Raw genomic sequence first — 16,076 nt, 5'->3', positions numbered from 1 at the left:
GGCGACCGCCTCTCCCTCCTCGACGATCTCGCCGCCGCGCATCACCGCCACCCGGTCCGCGAGCCGTCGTACGACCCCCAGGTCGTGGGTGATGAACAGCAGACCGCGCTCCCGGCTGCGGGCGGCCGCCAGGAGGTCGAGGATCTGGGCCTGCACCGTCGCGTCCAGGGCCGTCGTCGGCTCGTCCGCGATGAGCAGCGGCGGGTCGAGCGCGAGCGCGGCGGCGATCAGGGCGCGCTGGCGCAGCCCGCCGGACAGCTCGTGCGGACGCTGGGCGGCGCGCAGTTCGGGGTCCGGGATGCCGACCTGCGCCATCACCTCGAGAACGCGGGCCCGCCGCGTGGCCCGGTCGCCGCGGCCGTGCAGCCGCAATGCGTCCTCGATCTCCTTGCCGACCGGACGCAGCGGGTCGAGCGAGACGAGCGCGTCCTGGAGCACGAACCCGATGCCCCGGCCGCGGACGCGCCGCCAGCGCCGTTCACCCCAGCTACGGACGTCCTCGCCCTGCCAGGTCAGCCCGTCCGCCGCCACCCGCGCACCGGCGCCGGTCAGGCCGACCAGGGTGCGGGCCGTGACGCTCTTGCCGGAGCCGGACTCGCCGACCAGGGCGACGGTCTCCCCGCGCCGCACGGTGAGGGAGACGCCGCGCACGACCTCGCGGTCGCCGAAGCCGACAGTCAGGTTCCGCGCGGATATCAACGCGTCATGATGGTCAGGGGCGTTGGAAGGCATCAGCTGCTCCTCACGTCGAGCCACGCCTGCAGACGGCGGCCGAGAACGGTCGTGGACAAGGTGGTCAGGACGATGAACAGGCCCGGGAAGAACGACGTCCACCAGGCGTACTGGAGGAAGGTGCGGCCGTCCGCGAGCATCGCGCCCCACTCCGCCGCGGGCGGCTGCGCGCCGAGGCCCAGGAACGAGAGAGACGACGCCCACACCACGGACTGACCGATGCCGAGGGTCGCGAGGGCGGCCAGCGGCCGCAGCACGTTGGGCAGGACGGTGCGCCGCACGACGCGCGCGGGGGAGTGCCCGAGGCCGCGCGCCGCCTCGACGTACCCGGAGCGGACGACGGTGGTGGCCTGGGAGCGGATGAGCCGCGCGTACCCGGCGGCCTCGCCGATCCCGACCGCGATCGCCGCCGTCACCGCGCCCGTGCCGAACACGGCGATGAAGAGCAGCGCGAGCAGCAATCCCGGGAAGGCGAAGAGGACTTCGAGAACGCGGCCGACGGCGAAGTCCACGCGGCGCCCGCCGAGAGCGGCGCCCAGGCCGAGCGTGATGCCGAGACTCAGGGAGATCGCGGTGGCACCGAGCCCGATGAGGAGGGACTGCCCCGCGCCGTACACCACTCGTGTGTACACATCGCGGCCGTTCTGGTCCGTGCCGAACCAATGCTCGGCGGAGGGGGACCGGAAGAAGTCGGCGGGCTTGATCGCATCCGGGGCGTACGACGTGAGCAGGCCCGGGACGAGCGCGGCGACGACCACCAGGGTCAGGAAGAGGCCGGCGGCGAACAGGCCGGGACGCAGCCGCGACCGGGTGCGAGCCGGGGCCAGGGACGTGGTCAGGGCGGTCACGGTCAGATCTCCCGGGGGGTGCGGACGCGCGGGTCGACCACCGCGTACAGCAGGTCGACGGCGAGGTTGACGAGGACGTACACCGTGGCGATGAGCAGCACGATCCCGGTGACGAGCGGCAGGTCACGGGCGATCACGGCGTTCAGGAGCGCCCGGCCGACGCCCTGGCGCGCGAACACCGCCTCCACGACGACCTCGCTGGAGAACAGCGCGCCGACCGCCCAGCCGGACAGGGTGAGCGGCGGCAGCAGCGCGTGGCGCAGTGCACGCCGGGCGCGCACGGCCCCCGCGCTCATGCCGCGCAGCCGCGCCGACGTGACGAACGGCTGGTCGAGGGCGGTGAGGAGCGCGACGCGTGTCACCTGCCCGAGATATCCGGCGAGCGGCACGGCCAGGGTCAGCGCGGGCAGAACCAGGCCGATGAACCCGGTGCCGCCCGCGACGGGGAACCAGCCCAGACGGAACGCGAACACGTACAGCAGCACCACCCCGAGCCAGAAGTGCGGAAGCCCAGCGGCGACCGTCTCCAGACCCGAGCCGAGGGACCGCCCGACGGCCCCCTTGCCGGTCGACAAGAGGACCACCGCCGCGCCGATCAGCCACGCGAACAGAAGGGCCAGGGCGGTGAGTTGGAGCGTCGACGGGAGCTGCTCGGTGATGACCTTGCCCACCGACTCCTTCAAGGAGGTCGAGACGCCCAGGTCTCCGGTGAGCAGCCGCCCGAGGTGCTGCGCGTACTGGACGTACAGCGGCTGGTCGAGGCCGTACGCGTGGCGCGTCGCGGCGATCGTCTCCGGTGTCGGATTGGCTCCGGAACCGCCGCCCAGCAGCACGAGCACGGGGTCGCCCGGCACCAGATGCAGCGCGAAGAACGTGACCGTCGCCGCCGCCCACAGGACGAGTGCGGCGCCCGCCACGCGGACCAGGACCCGGCGGTACAAGGGAGGTGTCGTCATCGGGAGCTCACCCAGGCGTCGTAGAGGTAGGGCAGGGAAAGGGCCGGTTCGAGGGCGGCGCCGCGCACCGAGCCGTTGTGCGCGGCGAGGCGGGTCGTCTGCGGGTAGAGGGTCAACTGGTAGGCGCCCGCGGAGATCAGCCGCTGTGCCGCGCCGTAGAGCTTTTGCTGCTCGTCCGGGTCCGTGGTCGCCTGCGCGGCACGGAACAGCTTGTCGAGGGCAGGGTCCTTCGCGTACGTCGCGTTGGAGTGGATCCCGTTCTTCACGGCGTACTCGCTGCCGAAGACGGTGTGCAGTACGTCCGGTGTGTTGGTGTTCCAGTAGCCGTCGCGCAGGTCGTATTTCCCCGCCTGATAACGGCTGTTGACGCTCGCGGCGTCCAGGCGCAGCAGCTTGAGCTGGAAGCCGACGTCCTTGGCGGTGGCCTGGATCTGCTCCAGCAGGGCCAGCTGGTTCGGGGTGATGTCCGACTTGAGGAGTACCTCGGCGGTGAGGCGTACGCCGTTCTTGACGCGGTAGCCGTCGCTGTCGCGCTTGCGCCAACCAGCCTGGTCCAACAGCGAGTTCGCCTTCTCCGGGTCGTAGGGCCAGGCGTTCTCGTACGCGTCCGAGTAGTGCGGCGTCACATAGCTGAGCGGGCCGCCCGCCCGTTGGTACTGGCCGAAGAACACGCTCTTGAGGCCGTCGGCGACATCCGCCGAGTACAGGAACGCCTTGCGGACGCGGACGTCGTCGAAGGGCACCCGGGAGGTGTTCAGGGCGAGATTCGTCGGATTGCCCGGGCGGTCGCGCACGACGACCTTGAGACGGTCGTCGTGCTCGGCGGTCCGCTGGTCCTCCGGCGGCAGCGCGTCGATCACGTCGACCTGACCCGACTGCACGGCCGCGAACCGCGTCGCGGGTTCCGGGATGAACCGCCAGATCACCTTGTCCGCGTAAGCCGGCCCGGAGTGCCTCGCGTACGGCGGCGGTGAGTTGTAGCGCGGATTGCGGACCAGGACGACGTCCGACTGCCGGTTCCACTTCCGCACGATGAACGGGCCGGTGCCGACGGGCGCCGCGCAGTTCGCCTCCTTGCTCCGGGCGAGGGCCTTCGGCGACTGGATGCCGAGGAACGCCTGCGCGAGCATGTTCAGGAACGGCGAGTACGGGCGGTCCAGATGGACGCGCGCCGTGAACTCGTCGACCACGTCGGTCCGCTGGTAGGGAGCGAGATAGCCGCCCGCCGTACCGGACTGGGTGTCGGGGTCGACCATGTGATCGAAGTTGGCCTTGACGGCCGCCGCGTCGAAACGGGTGCCGTCGGTGAACCGGACATCACGGCGCAGGTGGAAGGTGTAGGTCCGGCCGTCCTTCGCGATGTCCCAGGACGTGGCCAGCCACGGCTGGGCCCTGCCCTTGTCGTCGAGCGCGACGAGCGAGTCCAGGACCTGCTGGGCGACGTACGCCTGCGGCATGTCACCGGCCACATGCGGGTCCAGGCACGTGGGCTCGCGGTCGGTGGCATAGGTGAGGGTGCCGCCCGGTGCTGGTCGCGCGGTGACGGACGTGACGGCTTCGCCGGTTCCACAGGCGGTGGCGAGGAGCAGGAGCGGGAGGGTGAGGAGGAGACGGGTGGGCGGTTTCACGGGGACTCCGGGGGTCAGAAGAAGCCGTTGAGCGGGGGAGGGGTGCCGTTGAGCAGCCAGTCGCCGGACACCCGCGACTTGTGTGCGATCGGGTTGTGGGAGGCGACGGTGCGGGCGTTGCGCCAGTGCCGGTCCAGGTGGTGCTCGCGGAGCGTGGCCGACGCCCCGCCGACGTCGTAGAGGCGCTCACCCGCGCTCAACGCGGCGCGGGCGGCGGTCATCTGGGCCTGCGCGACCGTGGCGGCTGCCGCGTGCAGGGCGTCCGGGGCGCCGGTGATGTCGTCGTCGGCGGGGACCGTGAGCGCCGCGTCGATCACGGCGGCGGCGTGCAGCACCACCGCCTCGGCGGCCAGCGCCCCGGCCGCGATGTCGCCGACGGCGAGCTGTACCACGGGGTCGTCGACTGCCCTGTCGACGCCTGCGTGCTGGACGGCGCGCGCCCTCTCGCGGGCGTACGTCACCGCGTCCGCCAGGGCCGCCTTGGCGATCCCGGCGTGCACGGCGGCCAGGAACAGCTGGTAGTACGGGCCCAGATGGGTCCGGCGCTGCCGGCCGGTCGCGTCGACCGCGACCTCGTCGTCGTACGCGACCACTTGCCGCAGGTGCGTCGTACCGGAGGCGGTGGTGCGCTGGCCGAGCGCGTCCCAGTCGTCGACCAGCTCGACGCCCTCGCGTGAGCGCGGCAGCACGACCCGGACGCGACGGTCCTCGTCGTCGAGCGCGATCACGACGACGTGGTCGGCGAAGAGCGCGCCGGTCGAGTAGAACTTCGTGCCGTCCACGCGGAACGCCGCGCCGTCCCGTGTGATGCGGGTACGAATCTCGCCGGGGTGCGCGGTGCCGCGCTCGGACGCCGCGTTGCCGAACAGCTCACCGGCGGCGACCGCCGGATACCAGCGGGCGCGTTCGTCCACGGTGCCCTGGCTGATGAGCAGTTCCACGAAACCGAAGTGCGGGCGCAACGCCTGTGCCACGTTCGAGTCGGCCTCGGCCAGATCGATGACGAGGCGGAACAGGTCGACGAGGGTGCCGCCCGCGCCACCGTGCTCCCGGGGCACCCGCAACGCGCCGAGCCTGCTGTCGCGGACCAAGTCAACGCTCTTGTACGGGAGTTCACGCGCGGCCTCCAGCGGGGCGGCGTCGGCGCGAATGTGGTCGAGGAGCTCGGGCGGCGCCAGGGAGAGGGTGTGCGGAGGGACGCGAGAGGGCATGGAGAGGCCTCCGGGGGCGGGGCGGGGCGCGTGTCGGCGAGCGCGCGGGGGCGGAAGACGGCACGGCGTAGAGCCGCAAACTGAAGGGGGAGAGCGCGGAGGTGGGCGCGGCCGGGCCTGCGGAGAGGGCGGTGCTCAGCCCTTCGGGCCTGTCAGGAAAACGACGCGCGACCTACGCGGCGGCGCTGCGACAGACGGCACTCGAGACACGCGACAGATCGACATGACGTCGCTGCGTGAGCTTCTGCCGGTCGAACATGATCGACATTGAACCAGACGGCTGTCAGCGCGGTCGAGACGGCTTTCGCGAAGCGGCGATCGGGATTCCCTTCCACGGAGCGCGGCCGGGTCGCCGAGCGGGGCCCGCGGAGGGCCGTCGCTCTGGCTCAGGGAGCCTCTCCACAGCAGCGAGGAACGACTGTTCACCCTCTTGGTCCTTGGGCTCCCCTGCCAGCCAGTCGCGGAACGTCTGCCACGTCGCCGCATATCCGGACGACAGATAGCGGGAGGTGGTCGGACTGAGTGAGGTTTCACGCGTCGCTGTGGCCTGACTGAAGAACTGTTGCCATTTCAGACTACGTGAGTCGGGAGCCCGCGACCCCTCCGTATTCCTCATCACGTTCCTCAGCAGTTCTTCGATTTCCTCGCAGGTCGGATGGCCGTCCGGGGGCTCGTCCGCAAGTACGGAAGGAGGGAAACCTGCGGTGCCGCACAGGATCGGATCGCTGTTGCCCTGGACCGAGCGTATGAGATCCACGCGGTAGCGCCATCTCCATCTGTGGTCAGCGGCGGCGACCTCATGAATCCGTTTCCAGATGTCGCGTTCGACTCGCAGCCACTCGGTCGCCTCATGAATATCGAAGCCCTCCTCCTCGCTCCGTCGGAGCCAGACCTTCTGCATCACCTTGGCGGTTTCCTCAAGGAGCCGGTAGTCGTAGGCCCTCATCTGCTCTATGTTGCTCGGAACAGGTTTCTTGGAGACGTCCGGGGACGGGTAGGCGGTATCTCTGAACCTCTTGAAGTATCTGTGCCTCTGGAGCAATGCCAGATCGGGGTCCTCATTGATCAGCCATGCCTGCTCCACCGACGCGAACTTGCCTTTCGAGACCAGGACCGCTTTCTCCAGTGTCGTGACCGCACAACGGGCAAGCTGGTCGCTGAGCTTCTTCGTGGTGGCCTCTTTCATCATTGCTACGGCATATACACAGGCGCTGTTGTAAAGCGTCAGCCAGTCGCGACGGCGCCACGTGGGACGAAGGGGGATTCGCCCCCGGGCTGTATTGATCTGTTTGCGGAGTTCCGTGGCATTGGTGCGTTTCCGGGACAGACGGCAGTTGTCGAAGCACTCGGTGGCCCAGGTCAACCGTAGTGGTGCCCACACCTTTCGGTTGACCTGGAATGCTCCCCGGGTTACCGGCTGCAGTGGAACGCGCGCACTTTGGGCATAGGAGAAGGGCCAGAAGAGCCGCATAAAAATCCACACCCACTCGGGTGCATAGAGCCCGGCCATGCGAGCCCATAGGTCATCGGCGGCGAGACGGTCTGTCTCTTGTGTAGCGGCTTTCTGGAAGGTCAGACGGATCCGGCTCAGATTTATATCCGGCGTATCGCGGTCTTTACTGTCAGGCGGCCGCTTCCGCGACAGCGCAGCCTCGATCCATTCTCTGGCCTTTTCTTCATTGTCCAGGTGCTCCGCCTGTTCTTGGTGCAGGGGGTCGATATCGGCCAATTCGATGGCCACTGGCCAGTAACGGTCCACGAGAATCGGTATAAGATCTTTGTGTGTGTCCTTGCAATTTGCACCGCTGCGCTCGTACCATTGTTGCGCTATCTTCTCAGAGATCCCCAGGATGATGGTGTTTCGGTAGCGAAGACCGAGCACGTCGCGGTATTTTCGAGGGTGCCGGAGATAACGGAATCGGCGCGAGTGCAGGTTCCCGCCGCTTTGCCACAGGCGTTTGTTATACTCGTGCGCGGTCTGTCCATCGAGGGTAAGAGCCCTTTGGCAGGTATCGAGCGCATCGATGTGCAGGCCCATCTTCTCCTGAACCTCGGCCAGTTCCGCTCGCAGGTATGGATTTACAGGATCGAGCTTGATGGCTTCGTAGTACTGTTCCAAAGCCTCGTGATAGTGGCCTGCCCGGCTGAACTGGTTCGCCCTCTGATAGGACGCGTACAGCGCTGGATTCAGCTCCCGTCCCCACCACTTCCGCCAAGGCGGCTGCCTGCCGGCGCGGGTCACGGGCAACAGCGAGCTGATCACACAGTGTCCGGCTTTGCGGATGACCTCGTCCCAGTCCTTTCCCCATACGGTCAACGCGCGTGAGCCGCCGAAGACAAATGCCATGACGGTGACGGTCATGCCGTAGTGTTCCGGCCCTTCGTCCCGGTGCCGGAGCACCCCGCTGACTCGATAGGCCAACTTCGGGCGAAGCCTGCTGAGCAGGCGCGGCAGAATGGCGCCCAGCTTCTTGGGGTCGATCTCGACGTCGCCGAGCAGTTCCAGAAAGCTCATCGGCGGTGCCTCGGCGGGCAGCGTTGTCGGCGCGTACATGCTGCTCTCGGACAGTTGTCGTCGAAACTCGGCGGTCAGGTCCTCGATGGAGGGTTTGTTCGTCCCCAGGGGCGGTGTCGAGTCGATGAGTTGCTGTACGTCGACGGGGCCTGGCTTGAACGCCAGCCACGCTCGCGTCGCCCTCCAGTAGAAGTAGAGAAGGAGCAGGATGGCTGCGAAGAACCCAAACCGTTCGGCCAGCGACAGGCCGCCGCTCTGATCGAAGACCCTGCCGAGGCCGCCGCAGATCTGCGCCACCCATCCGGCGATCCCCTGTACCCACCCCCAGGCCCAGTCCCACGCACTTTCATTCCAGGCTGGATGATCTTCGCCGGCCCACATCAGCAGACCGATCATCCCGACGGTCCCCACACCGCTCCAGACCCACCACGCCACCCTCCGGGGAGCAGGCAGTGAAGAAGTCAGGCCCCCTTCGCTTGCTCCTCGGCGGTTGAACATGACGAATCCACGAGTCGTGTGTGAATCCCGATGGTGAAGTTCTTACCTCATAACCACCGTATCCAAGAACGAGATTGTAGACAGGGCAACCATCTCGCGCTGCCGAGAGAAGATAATCGCCCGATTCCATAGGCCGCGTTTCACTTCGCGGGGTGCCCGCGGACCGTTTCGCGGAATGTGACCGGGGTCTGGCCGGTGCGGTGGTGGAAGTACTTGCTGAAGTGCGTCGCGCTGGAGAAGCCGAGACGGTCCGCGATACGGGCGGCGCTCTGGTCGCTGTGGGCCAGGAGGCGCTTGGCCTCCAGGACGACGCGGCGGTCGATGAATTCCTTGGCGCCCAGGCCGGCGGCGGTGAGCGTGGCGCGGGAGAGGGTGCGGGCCGAGTAGCCGAGCGTCTCGGCGTAGTCCTCCACTCGGCGGGTGCGCGCGAAGTCCTTCTCCACGGCATCGCGGAAGCGCAGATAGGTGGCGTCGGGTTCGGGCGCGGGACCGCCGGCGGGCGCGGTGAGGTGCGCCAGCCGCAGGACGAGGACCGCGAGCAGGTGGCGCAGGGCCGCGGTGTGGATCTCGAGGGGCAGATGTCCGAGGGCGTGGAACTCGGTGGCGAGGTGGTCGGCGGCCAGTCGCAGGGCCGCTGCGTCGTCGGGCAGGGGGCGGCGCAGGATCGGGCCGTACGGGTCTTCCGTGCGAGCGCCGTGCGTGGTGGCCGGGTCGAGGAAGTCCTGGCGGAACAGGATCAGGGTGCCCTCGGCGTCGGTGAGGTCCCCCCACTGCTGGACCTGCCCTGGGCGTACCCAGAGCCAGGAGCCAGGGTCGAGGGCGTAGGCGGTGAAGTCGACTGTGTGTCCCAGGGGCCCGCCGGTGAGGGCGATCAGGTGGTGGAAGTCCGGACGCTGGGGCGCCGCGAGCCGCTCTGCGGGGACCCGGTGGCGCAGGTCGGCGAGGGACAGCACCTCCACGCCGGCGGGGGTGCCGGCGGGCGCGGCGAAGGGGATCTCCGGGATGCCGCGATCGGCATCGTGTCGCTTTTTGACCATAGCGAGTCGCCAGCGTATCTGATCCGGCTTGTTCACGACCCATAACTTGAAGGTGTCGGCCCGTTCGGAATGGGGCCGGTGTCGGAAAGCGGTAAGCAAGGAGAACCGTCATGAGCAACGCCAAGAACACCGTCCTGACCGCAGCCGCCGAGCTGTTCGGAAAGAAGGACCCGAGCGCGGTGGACCGCTGGGTCTCCGCCGACTACCGCCAGCACAGCGCCCTGGCCGCCGACGGCCCCGCGGCCCTGCGCCAACTGGTCGCCGGCCTGCCGGAGGGATTCCGGTACGAGGGCGCCCGGGTGATCGCCGACGGCGACCTGGTAGCCCTGCACGGCACGTACCACGGCTTCGGCCCCGACCCGCTGGTCGCCTTCGACATCTTCCGCGTCGACGCCGACGGCAAGCTCGCCGAGCACTGGGACGCCCTGACCCCGGTGGTCGGGGACACCGCCTCCGGCCGCTCCCAGACCGACGGCCCCACCGAGCCTGCCGACCTGGACAGGACCGAGGCCAACCGCGCCCTGGTGGGGGAGTTCGCCGAGAAGGTCCTCAAGGGCGCCGACTATTCGGTACTGACCGACTACATCTCGACCGAGACATACCACCAGCACAACCCGGAAGCGGCCGACGGCCTCGACGGCTTCGGTGCCGCCGCCGCGAAGTGGGCCGAGCAGGGCAAGAACCTCGTCTACAAGACCGTCCACAAGGTCATCGCCGAGGGCGACTTCGTACTGCTCCAGTCGGAGGGCGAGTTCGGCGTTCCCGTCGCCTACTACGACCTCTTCCGCGTCCAGGACGGCAAGATCGTGGAGCACTGGGACGTCGTAGCCCCCGTGCCCGCCGAACTCCCGCACTCCAACGACCTGTTCTGACGTACTCATCGCGCCGCACCCGGCGCCCGACCCTATGGAGGAACCATGAGGGACCCGGAGAAGAACAAGGCCACGGCCAAAGCGTTCTACCACCTGATGTTCAACCAGTGCCGCCCGGCCGAGGCCATCGACCAGTTCGTCGGTGACACGTACATCCAGCACAACCCGCACGTCGCCGACGGCAAGCAGGCGTTCATCGACTACTTCGAACGCATGGCCGCCGAGTATCCCGGCAAGCGCGTCGAATTCAAGCGGGCCTTTGCCGAAGGCGACCACGTCATCCTGCACTGCCACCAGATCTGGCCCGAGGAGGAGTACGCGGGCATCGACATCTTCCGCTTCGATGCGGGCGGCAAGATCGTCGAACATTGGGACGTCCTCCAGGTCATCCCGCCCACCTCCAAGAACGACAACACCATGTTCTAGCGTCACCGCGAGCCGGACGGATGTGTTCGACCTGCCGGACATTGTTCGAAACCTATTGACGCTGCCCTGGGCGTCGGCTGAGACTCTCGCAACACACGTCACCTGCGTGTAACGGCAGGCCCACGGCAAGAGCTTGCCGTCGCTTCGTCGGCTCCTCGTTCTGCGTTCCGCCTTGCCCGTCATCAGCCATGCCTCAGCAGGGAACCTCGACATGACGCACGTCGCACGATGCGCACCACTTCGCAGCCGCGCGAGACGTTGGGCGGGCCATCTCGCCGGACTGACCGCCGCGTCGATGCTGCTCACCCTCGCCGGACCCACCGCCTCCGCCCAGGCGACCGAGGCGACCGAGGCGGCCCAGGCGGCGCCGGCGGCCGAAGCCGCGGACATCACCGACGGCCTGGCCCTGTGGTACAAGCTCGACGCAAGCTTCGGCGGCACCGTGACCGACGCCTCCGGCAACGGCCGGAACGGCACGGTCAGCGGTACCGCCGACTGGTCGGCATCCGGTCAGGGGCTCGCCTTCAACGGCTCCGACACCTACATCAAGGTGCCGGACGACGTCATGAAGGGCATGGACTCGATCACCGTCTCCATGGACGTACGGATCGACTCCGCCCAGAGCACGCCCTACTTCCTCTACGGCTTCGGCAACACCAGCGCGGGCAGCGGCAACGGCTACCTGTTCACCACCGGAAACTCCTTCCGCACCTCCGTCGCGACGGGCAACTGGTCGACCGAGCAGACCACCAAGCCGTCCGACTCCCACAACCTGACCCGTGGCGTGTGGAAGCACCTCACCTACGCCCAGACCGGCTCCACGGGCGTGCTCTACGAGGACGGCGTCGAGGTCGGCCGCAACACCTCGGTCACCACCACGCCCGGCGCCATCGGCTCCGGCACCACCAAGGCCAACTACATCGGCAAGTCCGTCTACGACGGCGACAAGCTCTTCAAGGGCCGGATACGCGACTTCCGTGTGTACGACCGGGCACTGGACGGCTCGGAGGTCGAGCAGCTCTCCCTCCCCGTCGCCACGCAGGGCGTCGCCGACGACAAGGACGCCCTGAGCCTCGGTGATACGAGCGGCGTCACCTCCGACCTGGACCTGCCCAGGACCGGCACGGCCGGTGGCTCCTCCATCGGCTGGGACAGCGACAACCCGTCCGTGGTGTCGGACACCGGCAAGGTGACCCGCCCCGAGGCCGGTTCACCGGACGGCCGAGCCACGCTCACGGCGACCCTGAAGAAGGGCACCGTGACCGGCACCAAGACCTTCGACGTCACGGTCCGGCCCGCGCTCGGCGACGACGCCGCCACCCGGGAGGCCGCCGAGGCGCTCACGGTCCACAACCTCGACGACGCGCGCGGCAACCTCACCTTGCCCAAGAGCAGCAAGTACGGCACCGCCGTCACCTGGTCCTCCGCGAAGCCGGACGTTCTCTCCGCCGACGGCGTCGTCCACCGCCCCGCGCACGGTGACGGCGCCGCCACCGTCGAGCTGACCGCCACCGTCACCAAGGGCGAAGCCCAGGCCACGCGCGTCATGACGGCCAAGGTGCCCGAACTGCCCGCCGAGGCGGCACTCAAGGGCTACATGTTCAGCTACTTCACCGGCGAGGGCACCTCGGACGGCGAGCAGCTCTACGCGGCCCTCAGCAAGGGCAACGACCCGCTGCACTGGCGCGAACTGAACGAAGGCAAACCGGTCCTCACCTCCACGCTCGGCGAGAAGGGCCTGCGCGACCCGTTCATCATCCGCTCCCCGGAGGGCGACAAGTTCTACCAGATCGCCACCGACCTCAGGATCTACGGCAACGGCGACTGGGACGCCTCCCAGCGCACCGGCAGCAAGTCCATCATGGTCTGGGAGTCCACCGACCTGGTGCACTGGACGAACCAGCGCCTGGTCAAGGTCTCGCCCGACAGCGCCGGCAACACCTGGGCGCCGGAGGCGTTCTACGACGCCGAGCGCGGCGAGTACGTCGTCTTCTGGGCGTCGAAGCTGTACGACAACGCCGACCACTCCGGCGACACGTACAACCGCATGATGTACGCCACCACCCGCGACTTCTACACCTTCAGCGAACCCAAGGTCTGGATCGACCGCGGCTACTCGGTCATCGACTCCACGATGATCCGGCACGACGGCACGTACTACCGCCTGTCCAAGGACGAGCGCAACAACACCTCCTCCACCCCCAACAGCAAGTTCATCTTCGAGGAGAAGAGCGACTCCATCCTGAACCCGTCCTGGACCGCGGTCGCCGAGGGCATCGGCAAGGGCGCGATGAACGCCGCCGAGGGACCGCTGGTGTTCAAGTCCAACACCGAGGAGAAGTGGTACGCGTTCCTCGACGAGTTCGGTGGCCGCGGCTACATCCCGTTCGAGACGACCGACCTCGACTCGGGCACCTGGACCCCCTCCACCGGCTACGACCTGCCGGCCAAGCCGCGGCACGGCACCGTGCTGCCGGTCACCCAGGCCGAGTACGACCGGCTGCTGCGCGCCTACCAGCCGGATCAGGTCGTGCGGAGCGTCGAGGACGTCTCCGTGAAGACCGGGATCGGCCGGGCGCCGGTGCTGCCGGCCACGGTGATCGCCGAGTACGCCGACGGCGTCAAGCGTCCCGTCACGGTCACCTGGGAGGACGTACCGGCGTCGAAGTACGCCCAGGCAGGCACCTTCACCGCGATCGGCAGCCTGCCGGACGGCGCCGCGATCCCGGTCCGGGCCGAGGTCACCGTGTCCGAGGAGGGACCGGAGGTTCCCGCCGACCTGCTCCTGCACTACGACTTCGACGAGACGAGCGGCAGCATCGCCCGTGACTCCAGCGGGCACGGCTACCACGGCACCTACGTGCGCACGCCCGAGTTCGGCACCGGTGTCGAGGGCGGCTCGTTCAAGATGTCCGGCGACTCGTCGACCTCGCCGTACGTGAAGATCCCGAACGGTGTCCTGAAGAACGCCGACAGCGTGACGGTGTCGACGTACGCCAAGTGGAAGGGCGGCAGCAGCTTCCAGTGGCTGTTCGGGCTCGGTCCCGACAGCGACAAGTACCTGTTCGCCACCCCGTCCAACGGCGGTTCCAGCCTCTACTCGGCCATCACGAAGGCGAGTTGGTCGGCGGAGTCGAAGCTGACGGCGGGCTCGCAGCTCACGCCCGGGCAGTGGCGGCACGTCACAGTGACGCTGGACGGCACCACCGGCACCATGGTCCTCTACGCCGACGGCGTCGAGGCGGCCCGCACGACGACCACCATCAAGCCGTCCGAGCTGTACGACGCGACCAAGGACCACAGCGGCTACATCGGCCGCTCCCTGTACGCGGCCGACCCCTACTACGGCGGCGAGGTCGACGACTTCCGCGTCTACGACCGTGCCCTCACCGGCACCGAGGTCATGGAACTCAGCGGCAACACCACGGGCATCGCCAAGGCGACGCACCCGCAGCTCAAGGTCGACGCGCTCATCGACAACGCGGGCGGCACGATCACCCTGCCGATGAAGGCGGGCACCGATCTCACCGCGCTGGCACCGGAGTTCACGCTCGCCGAGGGCGCTACGATCAGCCCCGCCTCCGGCAGCGTGCGCGACTTCACCCGGCCGGTGACGTACGAGGTCACCGGTTCGGACGGCAAGAAGCGCACCTGGAAGGTCTCGGCGCTGATCATGAAGACCCCGGTCCTGCCGGGTCTGAACGCCGACCCGAACATCGAGCGCTTCGGCGACACCTTCTACATCTACCCGACGACCGACGGCTTCGAGGGCTGGAGCGGCACGCAGTTCAAGGCCTACTCCTCCACGGACCTGGTCCACTGGAAGGACCACGGCGTCATCCTCGACCTGGGGCCCGACGTCGGCTGGGCGGACAGCCGGGCCTGGGCGCCGGCGATGACGGAGAAGGACGGGAAGTACTACTTCTACTTCTGCGCCGACGCGAACATCGGCGTCGCGGTGTCCGACTCGCCCACCGGACCGTTCAAGGACGCCCTGGGCAAGCCGCTGCTGAAGGCCGGTGACTTCCGCGGTCAGATGATCGACCCGGCGGTCTTCACCGACGACGACGGCAAGAAGTACCTCTACTGGGGCAACGGCCGCGCCTACGTCGTCCCGCTGGGCGACGACATGACCTCCATCGACACCTCGCAGGTCAAGGACATCACCCCGAGCGGCTACAACGAGGGCACCTTCGTCATCAAGCGCAAGGGCACCTACTACTTCATGTGGTCGGAGAACGACACCCGGGACGAGAACTACCGCGTCGCCTACGCGACCGGCCCCTCGCCCACCGGCCCGTGGACCAAGCAGGGCGTGATCCTGGAGAAGGACCTGTCCCTGGGCATCAAGGGCCCGGGCCATCACTCCGTCGTCCACGTCCCGAACACCGACGACTGGTACATCGCCTACCACCGCTTCGCCATCCCCGGCGGTGACGGCACCCACCGCGAAACCACCATCGACAAGCTGGAGTTCGACTCCGACGGCCTGATCGAGAAGGTCGTCCCGACCCTCGGCGGCATCGACCCCGTCACCGTCGTCCACGCCGGGCCGGACGCCACCGGCGCCGAGGGCGAGGCGATCACGCTCGCCGGCACCGTCTCCGGGGCCGGCACCCCCGAGTGGACCGTGCGGGACGGCGCGCCGTGCGCCGTCAAGGACCCCGCGGCAGCCCGCACGACCCTCACCTGCACCGACGACGGCACCTTCGAGGTCACCCTGACCGGCGGACGCGGCACCGACACGGCGACCGTCAAGGTCTCGAACGTCGCCCCGACGATCACCTCCGCCAAGGGCCCCGGCTCGCCCGTCCCGGTGGGCAAGGACGCCGTGGTCACGGCCTCCTTCGCCGACGCGGGCACGGCCGACCGCCACGTCTGCACGGTCGACTGGAAGGACGGCAGCCGGCCGACGACCGGCACGGTCACCGACTCCGGCTGCCGCGCCGCACACGTCTACGACCACGCGGGCATCCACCGCCCGGTCGTCACGGTCACCGACGATGACGAGGGCACGGACACCACCACGCTCGCGGAGCTGATCGTCTACGACCGTGCCGCCGGGCCCGCGGCCGGTGTCGGCACGATCACCTCTGCGGCCGGTGCCTACCCGGCCAGGCCGGGGCTGACCGGAAAGGCGGCGTTCACCCTGGGCGCCGAGTACCGGAAGGGAGCCACCGTCCCCACCGGCAAGGCCACGTTCGTCTTCGGCTCCGCCCGGCTCACCTTCCGCTCGACCGGCTCCGACTGGCTCGTGGTGAACGGCTCCCAGGCCGTCTACCAGGGCACCGGCACGGTGGGCGGCAAGGGTGGCTACGCCTTCAGAGTCACCGCCACCGACGGCCCGGACACC

At 68.6% G+C, this 16,076-nt stretch carries 11 protein-coding genes; 3 read left to right on the top strand and 8 right to left on the bottom strand.

Annotation, left to right across the window (positions count from 1 at the left end):
• The 8 genes from ACFTZL_RS25380 to ACFTZL_RS25345 form a co-directional block, all read right to left on the bottom strand.
• On the bottom strand, window positions 1–732 hold a 732-nt coding region (locus tag ACFTZL_RS25380; protein WP_382587063.1), incomplete at its 3' end, for an ATP-binding cassette domain-containing protein.
• Window positions 732–1,580 carry an ABC transporter permease gene (locus tag ACFTZL_RS25375; RefSeq protein WP_382587060.1) on the bottom strand — a complete coding sequence of 283 codons (849 nt, stop codon included), beginning with the start codon at window positions 1,578–1,580 and terminating at the stop codon, window positions 732–734. The genes ACFTZL_RS25380 and ACFTZL_RS25375, both read right to left, overlap by 1 nt.
• Window positions 1,581–1,582: 2 nt before the next feature.
• Entirely contained in the window at window positions 1,583–2,536 is a 954-nt protein-coding gene (locus ACFTZL_RS25370; RefSeq protein WP_382587057.1) for an ABC transporter permease, read from the bottom strand.
• Window positions 2,533–4,164 carry an ABC transporter substrate-binding protein gene (locus tag ACFTZL_RS25365; protein WP_382587054.1) on the bottom strand — a complete coding sequence of 544 codons (1,632 nt, stop codon included), beginning with the start codon at window positions 4,162–4,164 and terminating at the stop codon, window positions 2,533–2,535. Before ACFTZL_RS25365 ends, ACFTZL_RS25370 begins: the two co-directional genes overlap by 4 nt.
• Before the next feature lie 14 nt (window positions 4,165–4,178).
• Window positions 4,179–5,375 carry an acyl-CoA dehydrogenase family protein gene (locus tag ACFTZL_RS25360; protein WP_382587051.1) on the bottom strand — a complete coding sequence of 399 codons (1,197 nt, stop codon included), beginning with the start codon at window positions 5,373–5,375 and terminating at the stop codon, window positions 4,179–4,181.
• Window positions 5,376–5,547: 172 nt separating this feature from the next.
• On the bottom strand, window positions 5,548–5,634 hold the full coding sequence (locus ACFTZL_RS25355; protein ID WP_372498773.1) for a putative leader peptide: 87 nt from the start codon (window positions 5,632–5,634) through the stop codon (window positions 5,548–5,550).
• 24 nt (window positions 5,635–5,658) lie between these two features.
• Window positions 5,659–8,286, bottom strand: a complete 2,628-nt coding sequence (locus ACFTZL_RS25350) for a tetratricopeptide repeat protein (RefSeq protein ID WP_382587048.1) — start codon at window positions 8,284–8,286, stop codon at window positions 5,659–5,661.
• Between the two features lie 242 nt (window positions 8,287–8,528).
• Window positions 8,529–9,425, bottom strand: a complete 897-nt coding sequence (locus ACFTZL_RS25345) for a helix-turn-helix transcriptional regulator (protein WP_382587045.1) — start codon at window positions 9,423–9,425, stop codon at window positions 8,529–8,531.
• A gap of 110 nt (window positions 9,426–9,535) precedes the next feature.
• Here ACFTZL_RS25345 and ACFTZL_RS25340 point away from each other — a divergent pair, with 110 nt between their 5' ends.
• The 3 genes from ACFTZL_RS25340 to ACFTZL_RS25330 all read left to right on the top strand — a co-directional run.
• Window positions 9,536–10,297, top strand: a complete 762-nt coding sequence (locus ACFTZL_RS25340) for a nuclear transport factor 2 family protein (protein WP_382587043.1) — start codon at window positions 9,536–9,538, stop codon at window positions 10,295–10,297.
• A gap of 45 nt (window positions 10,298–10,342) precedes the next feature.
• The gene (locus ACFTZL_RS25335) at window positions 10,343–10,723 is read left to right on the top strand and encodes a nuclear transport factor 2 family protein (protein WP_382587040.1); all 381 of its coding nucleotides are present in this window, start codon (window positions 10,343–10,345) and stop codon (window positions 10,721–10,723) included.
• Window positions 10,724–10,934: 211 nt separating this feature from the next.
• Window positions 10,935–16,076, top strand: a 5,142-nt coding sequence (locus ACFTZL_RS25330; protein ID WP_382587037.1) for a family 43 glycosylhydrolase, incomplete at its 3' end; no start/stop codon positions are given.

The organism is Streptomyces sp. NPDC056948, assembly GCF_042674225.1.
Classification (GTDB): domain Bacteria; phylum Actinomycetota; class Actinomycetes; order Streptomycetales; family Streptomycetaceae; genus Streptomyces; species Streptomyces purpurascens.
The sequence above is the reverse complement of the archived record's forward strand: the minus strand, read 5'-3'. Positions and strand labels throughout refer to the sequence as shown.

Bases quoted from the DNA above. Each gene is read 5' to 3' on its own strand.
- ACFTZL_RS25370 (WP_382587057.1), bottom strand. From the start codon at position 2,536: ATGACGACACCTCCCTTGTACCGCCGGGTCCTGGTCCGCGTGGCGGGC.
- ACFTZL_RS25360 (WP_382587051.1), bottom strand. From the start codon at position 5,375: ATGCCCTCTCGCGTCCCTCCGCACACCCTCTCCCTGGCGCCGCCCGAG.
- ACFTZL_RS25355 (WP_372498773.1), bottom strand. From the start codon at position 5,634: ATGTTCGACCGGCAGAAGCTCACGCAGCGACGTCATGTCGATCTGTCG.
- ACFTZL_RS25350 (WP_382587048.1), bottom strand. From the start codon at position 8,286: ATGATCGGTCTGCTGATGTGGGCCGGCGAAGATCATCCAGCCTGGAAT.
- ACFTZL_RS25345 (WP_382587045.1), bottom strand. From the start codon at position 9,425: ATGGTCAAAAAGCGACACGATGCCGATCGCGGCATCCCGGAGATCCCC.
- ACFTZL_RS25340 (WP_382587043.1), top strand. From the start codon at position 9,536: ATGAGCAACGCCAAGAACACCGTCCTGACCGCAGCCGCCGAGCTGTTC.
- ACFTZL_RS25335 (WP_382587040.1), top strand. From the start codon at position 10,343: ATGAGGGACCCGGAGAAGAACAAGGCCACGGCCAAAGCGTTCTACCAC.